The organism is Paraburkholderia sp. J69-1 (assembly GCF_905220255.1).
In the GTDB taxonomy this organism is placed as follows: domain Bacteria; phylum Pseudomonadota; class Gammaproteobacteria; order Burkholderiales; family Burkholderiaceae; genus Paraburkholderia.
Genome location: NZ_CAJMZG010000006.1, coordinates 335,708 through 351,476, shown reverse-complemented (window position 1 = coordinate 351,476; position 15,769 = coordinate 335,708). Strand labels below are relative to the sequence as shown.

15 protein-coding genes are annotated in these 15,769 nt (G+C 62.2%); 2 read left to right on the top strand and 13 right to left on the bottom strand.

From position 1 onward, the window contains the following. Nucleotides 1–3 precede the first annotated feature (3 nt). The 5 genes from U5A67_RS13705 to U5A67_RS13685 form a co-directional block, all read right to left on the bottom strand. Nucleotides 4–366, bottom strand: coding sequence for a copper resistance protein CopC (locus U5A67_RS13705; RefSeq protein ID WP_205985818.1), 363 nt, complete (start codon nucleotides 364–366; stop codon nucleotides 4–6). 40 nt (nucleotides 367–406) lie between these two features. Continuing rightward, nucleotides 407–1,288: a hypothetical protein gene (locus U5A67_RS13700; RefSeq protein ID WP_321814726.1), complete on the bottom strand. Its 882-nt coding sequence runs from the start codon at nucleotides 1,286–1,288 to the stop codon at nucleotides 407–409. A gap of 110 nt (nucleotides 1,289–1,398) precedes the next feature. Next, on the bottom strand, nucleotides 1,399–1,812 hold the full coding sequence (locus U5A67_RS13695; protein WP_321814727.1) for a DUF2946 domain-containing protein: 414 nt from the start codon (nucleotides 1,810–1,812) through the stop codon (nucleotides 1,399–1,401). 60 nt (nucleotides 1,813–1,872) lie between these two features. Then, nucleotides 1,873–5,070 (bottom strand): EAL domain-containing protein, encoded by a 3,198-nt coding sequence (locus U5A67_RS13690; RefSeq protein WP_321814728.1) that lies wholly within the window; start codon nucleotides 5,068–5,070, stop codon nucleotides 1,873–1,875. 252 nt (nucleotides 5,071–5,322) lie between these two features. After that, nucleotides 5,323–7,146 carry an alkaline phosphatase D family protein gene (locus tag U5A67_RS13685; RefSeq protein ID WP_321814729.1) on the bottom strand — a complete coding sequence of 608 codons (1,824 nt, stop codon included), beginning with the start codon at nucleotides 7,144–7,146 and terminating at the stop codon, nucleotides 5,323–5,325. 369 nt (nucleotides 7,147–7,515) lie between these two features. Between U5A67_RS13685 and U5A67_RS13680 the strand changes: the two genes are divergently transcribed. Then, nucleotides 7,516–8,628 (top strand): ParB/Srx family N-terminal domain-containing protein, encoded by a 1,113-nt coding sequence (locus U5A67_RS13680; RefSeq protein WP_205985823.1) that lies wholly within the window; start codon nucleotides 7,516–7,518, stop codon nucleotides 8,626–8,628. Nucleotides 8,629–8,631: 3 nt separating this feature from the next. On the opposite strand, the gene speB is transcribed toward U5A67_RS13680, so the two are convergent. From speB to U5A67_RS13640, 8 genes are read right to left on the bottom strand one after another with little or no spacing between them, the layout of a single operon-like run. Then, complete coding sequence (gene speB / locus U5A67_RS13675) at nucleotides 8,632–9,552, bottom strand: agmatinase (protein WP_415767832.1); 921 nt, start codon at nucleotides 9,550–9,552, stop codon at nucleotides 8,632–8,634. 33 nt (nucleotides 9,553–9,585) lie between these two features. Beyond that, entirely contained in the window at nucleotides 9,586–10,275 is a 690-nt protein-coding gene (locus U5A67_RS13670; protein ID WP_321814731.1) for a cupin domain-containing protein, read from the bottom strand. A gap of 40 nt (nucleotides 10,276–10,315) precedes the next feature. Further along, on the bottom strand, nucleotides 10,316–11,029 hold the full coding sequence (locus U5A67_RS13665) for a DUF1989 domain-containing protein (RefSeq protein WP_205985825.1): 714 nt from the start codon (nucleotides 11,027–11,029) through the stop codon (nucleotides 10,316–10,318). 13 nt (nucleotides 11,030–11,042) lie between these two features. Then, entirely contained in the window at nucleotides 11,043–12,314 is a 1,272-nt protein-coding gene (locus tag U5A67_RS13660; protein WP_321814732.1) for a M20 family metallo-hydrolase, read from the bottom strand. Further along, nucleotides 12,311–13,156, bottom strand: coding sequence for an amino acid ABC transporter ATP-binding protein (locus U5A67_RS13655; RefSeq protein WP_241024182.1), 846 nt, complete (start codon nucleotides 13,154–13,156; stop codon nucleotides 12,311–12,313). The genes U5A67_RS13660 and U5A67_RS13655 overlap by 4 nt, the downstream gene beginning before the upstream one ends. Then, complete coding sequence (locus U5A67_RS13650; protein WP_321814733.1) at nucleotides 13,153–13,806, bottom strand: amino acid ABC transporter permease; 654 nt, start codon at nucleotides 13,804–13,806, stop codon at nucleotides 13,153–13,155. The genes U5A67_RS13655 and U5A67_RS13650 overlap by 4 nt, the downstream gene beginning before the upstream one ends. Before the next feature lie 22 nt (nucleotides 13,807–13,828). Beyond that, nucleotides 13,829–14,491: an amino acid ABC transporter permease gene (locus U5A67_RS13645; RefSeq protein WP_205985828.1), complete on the bottom strand. Its 663-nt coding sequence runs from the start codon at nucleotides 14,489–14,491 to the stop codon at nucleotides 13,829–13,831. Between the two features lie 45 nt (nucleotides 14,492–14,536). Next, nucleotides 14,537–15,394 carry a transporter substrate-binding domain-containing protein gene (locus U5A67_RS13640; RefSeq protein WP_205985829.1) on the bottom strand — a complete coding sequence of 286 codons (858 nt, stop codon included), beginning with the start codon at nucleotides 15,392–15,394 and terminating at the stop codon, nucleotides 14,537–14,539. A 151-nt stretch (nucleotides 15,395–15,545) separates the two neighbouring features. On the opposite strand from U5A67_RS13640, the gene U5A67_RS13635 reads away from it, so the two are divergent. After that, complete coding sequence (locus U5A67_RS13635; RefSeq protein WP_321814734.1) at nucleotides 15,546–15,692, top strand: hypothetical protein; 147 nt, start codon at nucleotides 15,546–15,548, stop codon at nucleotides 15,690–15,692. Nucleotides 15,693–15,769: the final 77 nt, after the last annotated feature.

Genomic DNA, 15,769 nt, shown 5'->3' with positions numbered 1-15,769 from the left:
GCCTTAATGCACGGTGAAGCTGTAGTGCCCGGTCGTGCGATGGCCGTCCGCCGCCACGGCAATCCACGTCACCGTGTACAGGCCCGCGCTCAGCGCGTTGAGCGGTACGGACATGCGCTTCTTGTTCGAGGCATCGACAGCGGCCTTATCGTGGATCACCGACTTGCCCTTCGAATCGGCGACTTCGATCGAGCTGAAGGCGGGTTCGAGCGCATCGTCGAAGTCGATCGTCACGGTGTTCAGCGCGGTCGTGACGGTGGCGCCGGCGCCCGGTTCCTGATGCGTCGGATAGGCATGCGCCCAGGCAAGTTGCGCGGCGCCCAGTGCGAGTGCGGCGGCGGCGAGGCGGAATGCAGCGAATTTCATTTTGAGTGCTCCAGAAAGCGGTGAAAGCGGATGAGCGGGGTTATTGGAACAATGGCTTGCCGATGGAATCCGGCGCCACGTCGTCGAAGAAAATATGCGTCTGCACGAGGATGCCCACGTGCGAGCCGCTGGCGCGATTGAGCGGAATCTGCGCCTCGATGCCGAGCTGGCCGTAACGGTTGATCCAGATAAAGCCCGGATTGATCGTGCCGGTCGTCTGCCCCTGGCTGCGCGAAAGCGGCACTTCCACCAGCGGGATCAGGTTCGAGAGCGGTTGCGGCAGGCCCAGATCGTGTACGTGCTGCTGCAGATACGGCAGGCTGTACTGGAACGTGAAGCCGTAGTTGAAGGCATTGGGCTGGCCCGCGCCGGTGGTGAACGACGGCCCGAGTTCGCCGGTGATGGCAACCGGGCGCAGCCACGCGAGCGAATCGGGCAGATCGCCCATGCCCTTGCCCGCGTAGAGCGTGGGCGAAATGGTCGAGAAGTTATCGCCGATCGCGCGGCTGCCGGTGCCGCCCAGATCGGCATCCACGCCCACCGAGGTCATGAACTCGTGCGCGTCGTTCACATACAGCAGGTACTTCAGGCCGACGCCGAAGTTGTCGAAGCCGCGCGCGGTGGGGTTGTTCTGCATCACGTAGCCGCCGCTCACGGAGAGCGCGAGGCGCGGCGTCAGCAGCTTGTCGTATTCGAAATCGAATGAGTTGATGCTCTGGTCGCCCGAGTCGCCGGGCACGCGCACATGGCCGAACTGCAGATCGGCTTCGTCGCCGACGCCGGGATCGTCCACGGCCATCGTCGCCGGAAAGACGCGGTCGCCCGCAATAGCGTGGGCGTGGGCTACGCGCGGCGCGAAGGCGAGCGAGCAGAACAGCGCGCAGGCAAGCGTTGCGGCCGTGCGCGGGAAATGGTCAGACATGATGGTCCTGGTAGCGTAAAGCTGTACGGCTGTACGCGTGCCAGGCGGCGCGCGTACAAACGCACGGCGACGCGCCAAAGCGCATCGCCGCGAAGGCGGGCACGATCAGGTCAGACCAGGGGCGGGGCGCGTGCGAGCGCGAAGCTCAGCGGTTCGACGCGCGCGAGGCGCTCGAAGCATGCCGCGACGCGCGCATGAACGAGGCGCGTGGCGAGCGCAAGCGTGACGGGCACGCCGGGCACCACGGGCAGATGGGCGAGCAGGTTGCAGTAGCCGCAGTCCTGCAGGTCGCCGTTGGGGGTGTAGTCGTGGCGACTCGTGGCGCTGGTGGTGTGTTTGGCGCCTTGCATGTGCCGCATCGACGGCATGTCGCAATGCGCGGACATCGACATCGTCATGGTCATCGGCGGGCCGGACGATGCAGCGGATGTCGCGAGCAGATGCGAGATCACCGGGGCGAGCGTCGTCATGAGGATCGCAAGCGTCCCCAATAGACTGACCAGCCTGAGATGAATCCGGCTCACGGCGATAAGGCAAAAACAGCGCTAAAGGAGCGGGGATTATGCCATGCCGGGCATCCGGCCTCAGACCGCCTCGCCCACCCACGCCGTCGCCCGCGTCTGCAACCACGGCGCGAGCGCCTCGTGCCGCAAGGGCCGCGCATAGAAAAACCCTTGCAGTTCATCGCAGCCAATGCGCCTTAGCGCATCGGCTTCATGCGCCTGTTCGACGCCTTCGGCCACCACGCGCAAGCCCAGTTCGTGCCCAAGCTCGACAATCGCGCGAATCACCGCGAGATCGGCGCTTGCCTCCAGCCTGCCGTTCACGAACGCGCGATCGATCTTCAGACGATCGAGCGGAAACCGGTGCAGATAACTCAAGCTCGAATAGCCCGTGCCGAAATCATCGAGCGAAAGCTTCACGCCCAGCGCGCGAATCTCGTTGACCACGCCCAGATAGCGATCGACGCTTTCCATCAGCACGGTTTCGGTGATTTCGAGTTCGAGGCTGCCCGCTTCCACGCCATGCGCCGCGAGACTGTCACGCAGACGGTTCACGAGTTGCGCATCGTCGCGCAGCTGCACGACGGAAAGATTGATCGAGATGCGAATCTCGGGCAGGCCCTCCGCGCGCCACCGCGCAATCTGCCGGCAAGCTTCGTCGATCACCCACGCGCCGATCGGCACGATCAGGCGCGTTTCCTCCGCTATCGGAATGAAGTCCGCCGGCGACACGAGCCCGAGATGCGGATGCTGCCAGCGCAACAGCGCTTCCACGCTCGTCAATTCGCCCGTGCCCGCATGCACGCAGGGCTGATAGGCGAGCCATAGCTCGTCGTGCTCGATCGCCGTGCGCAGATGCGTTTCCAGTTCCAGCCGATGGCGCGTGCTCTCCGCCATTTCGCGCGAAAAGAATTTGACCAGATTGCGGCCGCCCGATTTCGCGCGATACATGGCGGCATCGGCGTTCTGCATCAGCGTTTCGATATCCTCGCCATCGTCGGGATACATGGCGATGCCGATACTGCACGCCACCTGCAAGGTCATGCCGCCGATCGTGTGCGGCTCGCGCATCAACGGCAGCAGACGTTCTTCGATCAGATGCGCCACGTCGCTCGCTTCGCCCGCGCCGCCCAGCAGCACGGTGAATTCGTCGCCACCGAGCCGGCTGACCGTGTCGCCCGCCCGCACCGATTGCAGCAGCCGCTGCGAGACCGAGCGCAGCAGGCCGTCGCCAGCATGATGGCCGAACGTATCGTTGATGTCCTTGAAGCGATCGAGATCGATAAAGAGCACGGCCACGCGACCACACGTGAGCCGCGCCTGATCGATCGCGCTGCCCAGTCGCCGCGTGAAGAGTTCGCGATTGGGCAATTCCGTGAGCACATCGTGCTCGGCGAGAAACTGGATGCGCGCTTCGCTCTTCTTGCGATCGGTAATGTCGATCAGCGTGCAGATGTAGTGCGAAACGCTGCCGCGTTTATCGCGCACGGCGCTGATCATGAGCCACGCAGGATAGTCGCCGCCCGCGCGCCGCCGAACCACGGCTTCGCCATTCCAGACGCTGGCGATATCGACCAGCGCAGTCAGTTGCGCCATCAACGGTTCGCCGTTATTGCTGGCGACAATGAATTGCGGCAGCTTGCCGCCGATATTGCCGGCGCGATAGCCCGTCGCGCGATAGAACGATGCGTTCGCGGTCAACAGGCGGCGTTCGTTGTCGAGAATCAGTATGGCTTCGGAGGATGCTTCGAACACTTTGGCCCATAGTTCGAGGCGCTGCTCCATCAGCTTGATCTGGTTGATCGGCGTGAATGCGGTGAGCACCGCATCGCGGCCCTGGAAGGTGAGGCGGCGCGCGGAGAGCATCGCCCAGGTGGGCTCGTCGCTGGCCATCCAGCGCACTTCGAATTCGTCGATGGCGCCGCGATCGGATAACTGCTGGAAAAAGCGCGCCCGCACGGCGGAATCGAGCCCGAAGGCCCACGGGTCCGACGTACAGCCGTTGAGCCAGTAAAGCGCCGGATGATTGGCGTGCAGCACTTCATGGCCGGGCACGGCAGTGACCATCATCGGCACAGGCGTGGCTTCCACCAGCGCGTGCTGCGCTTCGGATGCGCGCGCCGTGGCGGCGAGTTCCTTCTGCACGTCGCGCTCGTGATCGAGTTGCGCGAGCATGTCGTTGAAGCCGGTGACAAGCTGGCCGATCTCGTCCTGGCTATGCCACGATGCGCGCTGGCGATGGTCGCCGGTGCGCCGCACGGTGTCCATCACGCGCGCGAGATGGCGCAGCGGCCGCGAAATTTGCTGCGCCACCAGATACACCATCGAAAGAATGCCGCACAGCAGGAACAGAGCCGTGCCCAGATGCAGCCACATGCGCGAGAACAGGCCGCTTACGCGCGCGTGCAGCAAGGTGTCGAGTTCCGCGCCGGTCGCGCGCCACGCATCGCCCACGCGCGCAACGAGCGCCTGCTGGGCCGCATCCGCCGCGGCGCGCGAGGCGTCGTCGGCGCCGCCGTGCGCGACCGCCGTGCGTGCCGCGTCGCGGTAGGTTTCGATCGCGCCCAGCAATTGCGCAATCGGCGCGGCGAGCGCGAGCTTGACCTCTTCGTTGGCCGCGCCCGCTTCGGCGAAGTCGGAACGCAGCCCTTGTGCGACGGCGTCGAGCTGACCTTCGAGCACGAGATAGCGCGTGCTCAATTCGCGCTGCTTTTGCGCATCGCTCGCGCCTTCATGCAGGCGATGGCCGATACCGTCAACCGCGTCGAGCAATGCCGGATAACGCAGGATCGACAACGACATCGAGTAATAGCTGTCGAGGTCGGGGTCCAGAATGAGATTCGACTGATTGCCCACGCGCGTGATCAGATCGCGGCAGGCGGCGAGCGCATCGCGCACGGCATCGGATTCGGCGGCGCGGGGCGCATGGTCGAGCGCGTCCAGCGCGTTACGCAGGCGTGCGTTCAGATCGCTGCTCTGCATATTGGCGCCGTATTGCTGCTCGGCGTTCGTGAGTGCGGTGCGCGTCTGCGCGATGTGCTGCGTGTCGAATTGCCCGCCGGCGCCGCGCGCAGCGACGTCGACGAGCGTGTCACGCACCGTCGCCAGATAGGCATTGCCGACGATCTCCTTCTGCGAGAAGTCGATCGATATATATTTTTCGTGGATCAGGATGCTGCTGATATAAACGACCGCACTCAGGTCGAGCAGATAAATCAGCAGCAGCTTTCGGCCCACGCGCAAGCGCCCGAGCAGTCGGATAAACGGATTGTGCTTCATCACATGCGCCAGGAAGACACCGAGGTTTACGCCGCATTTTGAACTGGAATTCGACGCGATCAATATCAGCGCACGCATTTCATGCGCGCTTGATCATTGCGTAACGGCAACGCAGGGTGTGGGCTTTAGCGTGATGACATCAATTCACTGTAGTGGGTGACAGATTCTTCGGCGTGGTGCGTGATTGCTCTATTGTGGCGCGATCGATTGGATGCGGGCGAAACGATCTCCGTTTCGCCCGCGTCATCGACATTACGAAGAAAGTACCGTCGTCTGGATCGTATGCGTGCCCGATGCAACGGAAAGGCGCGTGCGCTTGAGCACCGGATCGGTGGGCGCGCTGCCATCGCTATTGAGCGGCTTGACCTTGGTGTAGACAACCGAGAACGCATCCTTCGTCACGGTCGCCGATGCGTAGCCTTGTGCATCGTGATCGGCATAGGCGAGATCGGGATTGAAGGCCTGCAAGACGGCGTCGAACGTGGTCGAATTGGTCACGCCCAGCAGCGGCAGCAGCGCCGCATACGAGGTGCCTTCGGTCTGCTGCACGATGTAATCGTAGAACGACGAACTGCTGATGCCCGCCGAAACGAAATCGACCAGCACCGGCGTGCCAGTAGACGGGTCCGGCACATCGCGCACGACGCCGCACTGGAAGGCGTGCAGATCGCCCGTGATCGCCACCACATTCGACACATTCGCCGATTTCAGATAGCCGAGCACATCGGCCTTGTGCGTGGGATAACCGTCCCACGAATCGCAGTTCATGATGTAGGTATAAGCGGCCGAAGAGGGCACGCCCGATACCGTCGTCAGGTCGATCCACAGGCGGTTGAGCATCACTTCGTTGCCCCACACTTTCCACGTGGCGGTCGAGCCGCTCATCTTCTGCTTGAACCACCGCGTTTGCGTCGTGCCGAGGATCGACGGCGCGCGGCCGAGCGTGGCGGTGTCCAGCGCTTCGGCGGCCGTCAGTGCATTTTGCGTCACGAAATAGCGCACGCCGACCGAACTCGTGCTGCTCGCATCGGGCAGATTGAGCGCGCTCGCCGCCGCGCCGCCAATCTGTTCGCTCATCACGTGCTGGTCGCGGAACAGGCGCTCGTCGGTCATGACGAGATCCATCAGGCCGCCATAACTGAAGCTGCGGTAAATGCTGATGTTGGTGTACGCGGGATTCGATTCGTCAAACTGCACGTCGCTCCAGTCGATCGGCATGTACTCGGCCCACGCCTGGCTCGCGTTGCGGCGGCGCGCGGTCTGTTGGGCGTTGGCGTCCGTATAGGTCTGGTGATCTTGCCAGCAGTCGTCGGAGAATTCGTGGTCGTCCCAGATCGGAATGATCGCAAAGAGTTGATGCAGCGTTTGCAGGCGCGAATCCGAACGATAGGTGCGATAGAGCGTGCGGTAGTCGTTCAGGCTGTTCGCATAGGTGCCGCTGCCGGAAGGCAAGGTCACGCCGTCGGGCAGAGTGATCTGCGTATGCGCGGGTTCGGCCGAGCCGGACTGGAACGATGCGCCCACGGTTTCGTAGATGTAATCGCCCAGATGCACGACGAAGTCGAGATCGGTTTCGGCGCTAATCAGCGACATGGCCTGCCAGTGATTGACGCTCCAGTCCTGGCAGGTGAACCACGCAAAGCGCACCTGTGAAACGCTTGCGCCCGCCGCAGGCGCGGTTTTCGCCCTGCCGCTCACGCTCATATCGGCGCCCGCAACGAAGCGGTAGTAATACGTCGATGCCGCGCTCAGACCGGTTACTTTCGCGCGTACCGTGTAGTCGAAATCGGCCAGCGCCTGCAGCGAAACATTGGCAACGAGCGCGGAAAAATCAGCGCTACTGGATACCTGCAATTGCACGGCGACCGGCGAGGTCGATGTGCCCGCAACGGTCGTGGCGCGCGTCCAGAACACGATGCTGTCGCTGCGCGGATCGCCGCTCGCCACGCCTTGCGCGAATTGATAGGTGCCTTTGACCGGCCCGGCGAGATCGTCGCTGCCGCAGGCAGTGAGTGTGCCGGTCGCGGCGGCAATGGTGAAAAATGCAGAGGAGCGTAGGAAGTGGCGGCGGTTCATTGTGTGGTTTCCCGTTTTTTTGGCCGGCCGACTTTACGGATTGAGTTTGACGCTAAAGTGACTCGCTTCTCTCCATGCAAAGAGAAATGACGGCTTTTAAAGTCATTTTGATCTATTGGTTTTTCACGAATCGTCCTTGTAAATGAAGGCTTTTCAAGCGCTCATTCTCACGCTCGTGCGCTCGCGAAAGAGAGAATCGAAGTAATGCTCTAGAGAACGATTCCGGCGGTTTCAGGCAGGACGCAATAAACGCGCGTGTGGAGCCGAGCGCGAACAATCGTTGCGCGAGCATCGAATCTTTCACATCACTTTCATCTTTGCCCGGCACACTACAAAAAAATTACGATACTTTCATACACCGGGTTTTACATGACGACCATCTCCAGCAGGCTCGCGCTGGCGGCTTCGCTGCTTTCGCTCGTTGCCTTGAGCGCCTGCGGCGGCGACCCCGCATCCACCGAAAAGACCGCGACATCGGACGCGGCCACGTCGTCCAGCGCCGCATCGGACACCACTGCTGCATCGGCTGGGGACGCCGCGAGCGCGCCCGGAACGTGGCAGGCCGCGACGGCGGGCCAGGTGCTCGACGTCACGCTTGGCGATCTGCATCCCACGCAAGCCGCGCTCGGCTACGACCAGATCTATTACAAGCTCGGCCGCTACGAAGCCGACATGACCAAGGAGTTCGACGACTTCTGCGCCGACGAAGGCCTGACGGGACTCGCAAGCAGCAGCACGACCTCGACGCTGACCGATGCCACCTCGTACACCTGCACGGTCACCGATACGACGCAGCGCGATACCTCGGTGCTCAATCCGGTCGTGATCGGCCCGAATGGCGACACGCTCTATCTGACCGATGGCCACCACGGTTCGTCCACGTATTACGAAGTCGCCAATGGCGGCCCGACCGTGCACGTACATGTTGTGGTCAAAGACAATCTCAGCGCGTATTCGGGCAGCACTTTCTGGGCGGAAATGCAAAACCGCGGCTATACGCGCCTGAAAGACGCCAACGGCGTGGCCATTACCGCCGATCAATTACCCACGGCGCTGGGTTTGACGCACGGCATGCAAAACGATGTGTACCGCTCGCTCGTGTATTTCACGCGCGATGTGGGCTATAGCAAGCCGACGCCTTCGACCGATTTCCTCGAATTCTATTGGGCCGACTGGCTGCGCACGACGTTCCCGCTCACCGGCTACACGCTGACGAAAGCGGGCACGACCGACCCGGACCCGGCAACGGCCGATACCGGTTATCTGAATGCCGTGTGGAATGCCTCGACGATGATGGTGGCTTCGACCGATGGCGAGATTTCCGGCCTGACCGGCGCGCAACTCGGCCGGCTCGCGCAGATCAACTCGGGCAAGGCCTATACCAAGGGCACGTTTGGCGATCTGTCGAAGGCTATTACCGCTTCGAAGCCAGGCAAGATTGCGTACGCGCTCGACTACAAGACGCGCCACGGCATTCAGTAATTGTCAGCGCAGATCGAAACGCTTTGCGAACAGGCAGAGCATTTCGTACATCAAGGTCGCGGCGACCAGTGCCGTATTGCCGCTCGGATCATAGGGCGGCGATACTTCCACGACGTCGCCGCCGATCCAGTTCAAGCCGTCGAGCCCGCGCAACAGCGCCTGCGTTTCGCGCGTGGTCAGTCCGCCAATTTCCGGCGTGCCGGTGCCAGGCGTGAATACGGGATCGAGCCCGTCCACGTCGAGTGACAGATAAACCGGGCCGTCGCCCACCACGCGGCGCGCTTCTTCGGCAATGGCAGCGGCGCCGCGCGCATCGAACTCTTCGATAAACACCACGCGCATACCGCTTTCGATCGAATAACGCCAGCCTTCATCGGAATTCTGCGCGCCGCGAATGCCGATCTGGATGGTGCGCTTCGGATCGAGCAGGCCCGCTTCCACTGCGCGTCTGAACGGCGCGCCATGCGTGAATTTGGAGCCTTTGAAACTATCCCAGGTATCGGTGTGAGCGTCGATATGCACGAGCGCAATCGGTTCTTTCGGCGCCAGCGCCTGAAAGATCGGATAGGTAATCGAATGATCTCCGCCCGCGCTCAAGGCGATTTTTCCCGCCGCGAAAATCGGCTCGAAAAAGCGCCGGATATCGTCGTGCGCGCGTTCGAGATGATAGAGATCCGTGAAAGGCACATCGCCGATATCGCCAATCCGGCAGGCGTCGAAGGGATTGAAACGCGTGACATGATGCGTCGAGCGCGTAAGCGTCGACATATTGCGAATCTCGCGCGGGCCAAAGCGTGCGCCGGGCCGCGCGGTCACGCCGCCGTCGAACGGCACGCCGGCCAGCACGATGTCGAGCGCGTTCAGATCGGTGCAAAGCGGCACGCGCATGAAAGTCGGAATGCCGCTGAAACGCGGCAATTGCATCTGTGTGACGTCGGTGCCTGACACGTTGAGTTCCTAGAATGTGGGCGGCGTATTGACCCAGAAAATACGCGTGACGACCTTGCCCGGATTGCGATAGCTATGCGGCACGTTACTGGGGAAATAGAACGAATCGCCGGCTTGCAGGAGATGGCGCTCCTGGTCGAGCGTGAGTTCCAGTTCGCCTTCGATCACATAGCCGAGTTCTTCGCCCAAATGCGAAATCTGTTCGTCGCTGCTGGAATGCGGCTCGATCACATGAATATCGCCTTGCAGCAACTGGCCGGGCGCGGGCACGACCACGCGTTCGAGCCTGATCGAACCGCGCTTGCCCGCTGTGGGAAAGCTCACCGATGGCCGTTCGTTCGCGCGCTGGATCGCCGAGACATTGACATCCGGTCCCGAGACCAGCGCGGCGATATTGGTCGATAGCGCGAGCGCGAGCCGGTGCAGTGTGGCCAGTGACGGCGTCGCGCGGCCGCTTTCGACCTTGGACAGCAGGCTTTCCGAGCAGCCCGCCTGTTCAGCGAGCGCTTTCAGCGTCAACTGATGCACCATGCGCGCGTGCTTCAGGCGCACGCCAAGCGAGTCGGCTGGCGTGGCGGGCGTGGCGAGCGTACCCGCTGCGCCGGGCGCCGCTGCGCCAGGCGCGGCTGCGGCGGCATGGCCGGAAGGGGCGCGGACTTTGCCGCTACCCGTAGATGAGGACGTTTTTCTGGTTGCCACCGTAGCACTATCGATTGAGTTGATGGAGTGGGCTGCGCCCTTACGCAAACACCGTGAATTCGACTTCGAGCGGGTTCAGCGCGTTGATCGGAATGATATCTTGCGGGCACGCGGACATCACCACGACACAATCCATCACCGCCTTGATATCCACGTGATCGCCGGCCTTCGAAACCGGCGGCAGCCAGTCGATCGAATAGTCGGGCTTGACGGGGATATTCATCCACAGATTGAACGGCTGCGGCACTTCGCGCGCGCGCAGACCGATTGCCTTGAGCGCGAGGCGCATATTGTCGGCGCAATTGTCGTGGTAACCCTCCACGCCCAGATTCTTGTAGCGATAGAGATCGCAGGCGGCAATCAGCGTGTCGTGAACGCCCGGCGAGGTATCGACGACCAGTTCCGCAATCGGGCGGCGCTGGTTCGTCACGAGCGGGTCGCCCGGTTGCGGAATGACTTTGTCGATAAACGCGCGCGTATGTTCGAACGAGAGAAACTCATTCAGATGCGTGGCATTGAAAATCCACGTATCGCAGACCTGCGTGCCATGCGGATTCGCAATGCGGATCGTCTGACCGGCTTTCACGCGCACGGCGCGGCCGCAGCGGGCGGGCACCGTGTAGGTCGTGCCCAGTTCGGGCGTGCCGTCGGCGGAGATCGGTTCGGTCAGCGTGGCATTGATGCCGTTTTCGGTGCCGTTGTCCTGCACGGCGTCGAGCGCGTGCGTATGTTCGTGGCTATGAATCGTGCTCATGGTTGCTCCTTCATCAAGGTTCGTTGCAAAGCGTGGCCAGGCAATGCGCGAGTGCGCGGGTGCCCAGTACGAGGTGATCGTCGTCGGTATGTTCGAGCGGGTTGTGGCTGATGCCGTCGCGGCTCGGCACGAACAGCATCGCCGTGGGGCAGTGCCGCGCCAGATACATGGCGTCGTGAAAGGCGCCGGAGGTGAGCGTCATCGTGGGGACATCGAGCGCGGCGGCGGCCTCGGTCAGGCGCGCCAGCAAGGCGTTGTCGAATGCCACCGGCGCGTGCGAAAAGAGCCCTTGCAGCGCAACGCCATCGCGCTGCGCGCATTGCGCGATCTGTTGGTCGAAGGCGGCAAGAACGGCTGCGTCCGGGTGGCGGAAATCCACCGTGAAGGTCACGGTAGAAGGAATCGTATTGATCGAGTTCGGCGCGACGCTCCAGCGCCCGAAGGTGACGCGTGTATCGTCGCCGCCCAGCGTATGGGCGAAGGTATCGATCGTTGCGCGTACATCGATGGCCAGCGTCATCGCATCGCGGCGCACCGGCATCGGCGTGGTGCCGGCATGGGCGGCTACGCCGGTGCAGGTGATCGAATACCAGCGCACACCTTGAATGCCACTGACGATGCCGAGCGGTAAATTCGCGTTTTCGAGCTGCGGGCCTTGTTCGATGTGCAGTTCGATAAAGGCGTGCGCGGGTTGATTGGCGGGTTGGTCGGCATTACGGCGCGCAAGCGCCGGGAACGTCTGCGCATGTTGCTGCAATGCCTGTGCGAGCGTCACACCGGTTGCGTCCGCAACGGTGTTGTAGCGATCCATCAACGTTGGATCGACGAATGCGCTCGAACCCATTGCACCCGGTTGAAAGCGCGTGCCTTCTTCGTTCGTCCAGACCGCGACTTCGAGCGGACGCCGCGTGCGAATGCCCGCGTCGTTGAGCGCTTCGATGCATTCGAGACCTGCAAGCACGCCATAACAACCGTCGAGCTTGCCGCCGCTCGGCTGGGTGTCGGCGTGGCTGCCGGTCATCACGGGCGCGAGATCTTCGCTGCCAGCACGGCGAATAAACAGGTTCGCGCAATGATCGGTGGTCACGGTGCAGCCGAGTGCGATGGCGCGCTCGATCAGATAGCGTCGCGCCTGCAGATCGCGCCCGGAAAGTGCTGGGCGATCCACGCCGCCATCGTCACGCGCGCCGAAGCTTGCGAGCGCTTGAATGGCGTCGAGCAGACGTTGCGGATTCACCTGCGCTGCAGCGGCGCGAGCATCGCTGCTCAATTCATCGAGCGTCATGCGTCACCCCGTTCGGCAGCGGCGATCAAGGCCGGTTCAGTGGCGCTCGCAGGCGAAACGGAAAGGCTGCGATCGAACCACGGCTTCAGGAACTGCTGCAGACGCGGCGTGCGCGTATTGCCGAACAATTGCGCGGGCGGCCCGGCTTCGACGATCTGTCCGGCTTCCATAAACACCACTTTGTCCGAGATCTTCGCCGCGAAACTCATTTCGTGCGTGACCATCACCATCGTCATGCCGTCTTGCGCCAGCGAGCGGATCACATTGAGCACTTCTTCGACGAGTTCCGGGTCGAGCGCGGAAGTCGGTTCGTCGAGCAACATCACTTCGGGTTCGATGGCAAGGGCGCGTGCGATGCCCACACGTTGCTGCTGTCCGCCGCTCAGCCGCGCGGGATACGCATCGGCCTTGTGTTCGAGTCCCACGCGCTGCAATGCGGCCAGCGCCTTGCGGTGCGCTTCGGCCTTGCTGATCTTTCTGGACAGCACGAGCGGCGCAGCGACATTCGCCACCACCGTCATATGCGGCCACAGGTTGAACTGCTGGAACACCATGGCGACCGGGCGGCGCACTTCGGCAACGCTCGCATCGCTGTCACGGTCGCGTTCGCTGCGGCCCGCCGAGCGATACCCGAGCAACTGGCCTTTGATCCAGACTTCGCCTTCGTCGTACGCTTCTAGAAAATTCATGCAGCGCAGCGCGGTAGTTTTGCCGGAACCCGACGGCCCGATCAGCGTGACGATCTCGCCGCGCATGATGTCGAGGTCGATGCCCTTGAGCACGCGCGTCTTGCCGTACGACTTGCCGACTGCCTTGAGTTGAAGAATAGGGAGTGCGCTCATGACGTCTTCTGCAAAAAGGGAATCAATGCGGTGGCGCGCGTGGCAATCAGCGCGATGGCCTGGGTCAGCAGCCAGTAGCAGACGATCAACATCGCGTAAGGGCCGATATACGTATAGGTCGACGCGACGATATCGCTGGCGGTCATGGTGAGTTCGGGCACCGTAATAATCGACGCTACCGCGCTTTCCTTGATGACCAGGATCACCTGATTGGCGAGCAGCGGAACCGCGAAGGCCAGCACCTGAGGCATTTCGATCGCACGAAACGCAGCCCAGCGGCCGATGCCGAACGCGCGCGCCGCTTCGATCTGGCCGCGCGGAATATTGCTCCAGCCGGCGCGAAAGATTTCGGCGAAATAGGCAGCCGCGTAAATGGATAGCGAAACGATGGTGGCTTCCACGGCGGTCATCGTCAGTCCCAGCACCGGCAGACCGAAATAGACGATCACCAGTTGCGAGAGATACGGCATGCCGCGCACGAGCCACACGTAGGTTGTGTACGGCACGCCCAGCGCCTTCGGGAAACGCATGCGCAGCGTATTGAGTACAAAACCGCCGATCATGCCGAGCAGCGCGGCAAGCAGGCTGACTTCGAGCGTGACCAGCATCGCGTCGAAGAAGCGGGGGAGGAGTTCGAGGAATGCGTTCATGAATATCGGCTCTTTCGACGCATCAGCCGCGCTTCGCCAGACGCCGCTCGTAGCCGTGGGCGGCGAGCGACAGCAGCGAAGTGATCGCCAGATAGAAGGCCGCCGCGAGCGTATAGACTTCGAGCGGACGATAGCTCGACGACGCCAGTTGCTGACCCACGCGCATCAGGTCCGTCACGGCGATCACCGAAATCACCGCCGACGCCTTTACGATATCGATCATCTCGGACACCAGCGCGGGCAGCGTCATGGCCACCACCTGCGGCACTTCGATATGCCATAGCGTTTGTTGCCGCGTGAGATTGAAGGTGCGGGCCGCTTCGATCTGACCGCGGGGAATCGAACGAAACCCCGCGCCCAGGATCTGCGATTGATAGGCCGCGGTGTTCAGCGACAAACCAATTGCGGCCGCAACGACACCCGGTAATTCAAGGCCGAAAGCCGAGGGCACGTAATAGAACACCAGCAACTGCGCGAGCACCGGCGTGCCGCGAAACACGCTGACATAGACCCGCGCGGCGCGCGACATCAGGCGGCTGTCGTTCACCGACATCATGTAGATAAAGATGCCGGCAAAAAAGCCGCACAGCACCGCCACGGCGGATAACCACAAGGTAGTGATGGCACCGTCGAGTAACTGCGGCAAATAACCCAGGCAGCGGGTCAACAGGTCAGGCGTGTTCATGGCGTCTCAATTCGGATGGCGGGCCGTGCGGTGCTGCTACTGCAATTACATGGAAGGCGGCGGCAGGGCGTCGGCGGGCACATCCATCGTTGCGCCGAACCACTTCTGCTGGAGCTTCTTCATCGTGCCGTCGGCGTTCGCGCGTGCGATGCCGTCGCTGAACAGTTTGACGAGCGCAGCGCTGTCCGCATCCTTGCGCGCCACCCACGCGAAATAGCTCTTCGGGCCAATGGTTTGCGGCATCACCATAAAGACGCCAGGACGCGCCTTCATGAGCGGCCCGAGATTCGCGACCGATTGCGCAACGGCATCGAGGCGGCCGACTGCGAGATCGGCATAAGCCTCGTCGAACGCGACGTATTGCTTGATCTGCTTGAGGCCAGGACCGCCTGCGTCCTTGAGTTTCTTGTCGAGCGCAACGAGCGCCTGAAGCTGCGCGGAGCCGGTCTGCGAGCCAACGATCTTGCCGTTCAGGTCTTCGGGTGTCTTGATGGCGGTTTCGTTGGTGCGCAGCAGAACGCCGGTGGTTGCGTCCGCAACGGGCAGCGTGAAAGCGAAGTGGCTGGCGCGATCCTTGTTGACCGTCACAGCCGTGACGACGATGTCGAAGCGCTTCGCGTCGAGACCCGGCAGCAAGCCCTGAAACGGCAGATCGAGTTGCTTGACCTTGACGTCGGGGATCGATTTCAGCACGTAGGCCATGAGATCGGCGTCATAACCGACGATCTTGCCGTTATCGACGTACTCGAACGGCGCGTAGCGCGCCTCGGTGGCGATCGTGATTTCCTTGTTGCTCTTGATGCGGTTGAGCAGATCGCTGTCCTGTGCCCAGCCTGAAGCCGACGCGCAGAATGCGAGCGCGCCCGACAACGACAGTACCAGAGTGCGGAAAGGCTTATTCATGTGGCTCCCGTGCGGTTCGATGCGTGTGAGAAATGACCGTGAACAAAATTCAAGTGACTTGAATGTTGTTCACTATGCATGAAGTGTGCCAACCCGCAGAAGCCTGATTTATCGGATGCGCTGGCCGGTGATGTGCACCGCGAACGGGACGATGAGCGCATTGCGCACTCCGCTGGTGCCGCGCGCACAAGCTTGGTGGCGCGTTGGTCGAATGAAGGCCGCACGCGCGCGCATTCAGGATTTCCTGAACGAAAAATCGGCCGATCCGTCGCTGAAATTAGGCGCCGCGCGTATTTAGCTCTGGCACATTGCCGCCGTTAGTCCGTTCATCCGTTGCGTCGTGAGGTGGTCGTGGTGCGCACGCAAGCGAACTTC

Bases quoted from the DNA above. Each gene is read 5' to 3' on its own strand.
- U5A67_RS13655 (WP_241024182.1), bottom strand. From the start codon at position 13,156: ATGAGCGCACTCCCTATTCTTCAACTCAAGGCAGTCGGCAAGTCGTAC.
- U5A67_RS13680 (WP_205985823.1), top strand. From the start codon at position 7,516: ATGACGACCATCTCCAGCAGGCTCGCGCTGGCGGCTTCGCTGCTTTCG.
- U5A67_RS13685 (WP_321814729.1), bottom strand. From the start codon at position 7,146: ATGAACCGCCGCCACTTCCTACGCTCCTCTGCATTTTTCACCATTGCC.
- U5A67_RS13635 (WP_321814734.1), top strand. From the start codon at position 15,546: ATGAGCGCATTGCGCACTCCGCTGGTGCCGCGCGCACAAGCTTGGTGG.
- U5A67_RS13700 (WP_321814726.1), bottom strand. From the start codon at position 1,288: ATGTCTGACCATTTCCCGCGCACGGCCGCAACGCTTGCCTGCGCGCTG.
- U5A67_RS13660 (WP_321814732.1), bottom strand. From the start codon at position 12,314: ATGACGCTCGATGAATTGAGCAGCGATGCTCGCGCCGCTGCAGCGCAG.
- U5A67_RS13650 (WP_321814733.1), bottom strand. From the start codon at position 13,806: ATGAACGCATTCCTCGAACTCCTCCCCCGCTTCTTCGACGCGATGCTG.
- U5A67_RS13640 (WP_205985829.1), bottom strand. From the start codon at position 15,394: ATGAATAAGCCTTTCCGCACTCTGGTACTGTCGTTGTCGGGCGCGCTC.
- U5A67_RS13705 (WP_205985818.1), bottom strand. From the start codon at position 366: ATGAAATTCGCTGCATTCCGCCTCGCCGCCGCCGCACTCGCACTGGGC.
- U5A67_RS13690 (WP_321814728.1), bottom strand. From the start codon at position 5,070: ATGAAGCACAATCCGTTTATCCGACTGCTCGGGCGCTTGCGCGTGGGC.
- U5A67_RS13665 (WP_205985825.1), bottom strand. From the start codon at position 11,029: ATGAGCACGATTCATAGCCACGAACATACGCACGCGCTCGACGCCGTG.
- U5A67_RS13645 (WP_205985828.1), bottom strand. From the start codon at position 14,491: ATGAACACGCCTGACCTGTTGACCCGCTGCCTGGGTTATTTGCCGCAG.
- speB (WP_415767832.1), bottom strand. From the start codon at position 9,552: ATGCAATTGCCGCGTTTCAGCGGCATTCCGACTTTCATGCGCGTGCCG.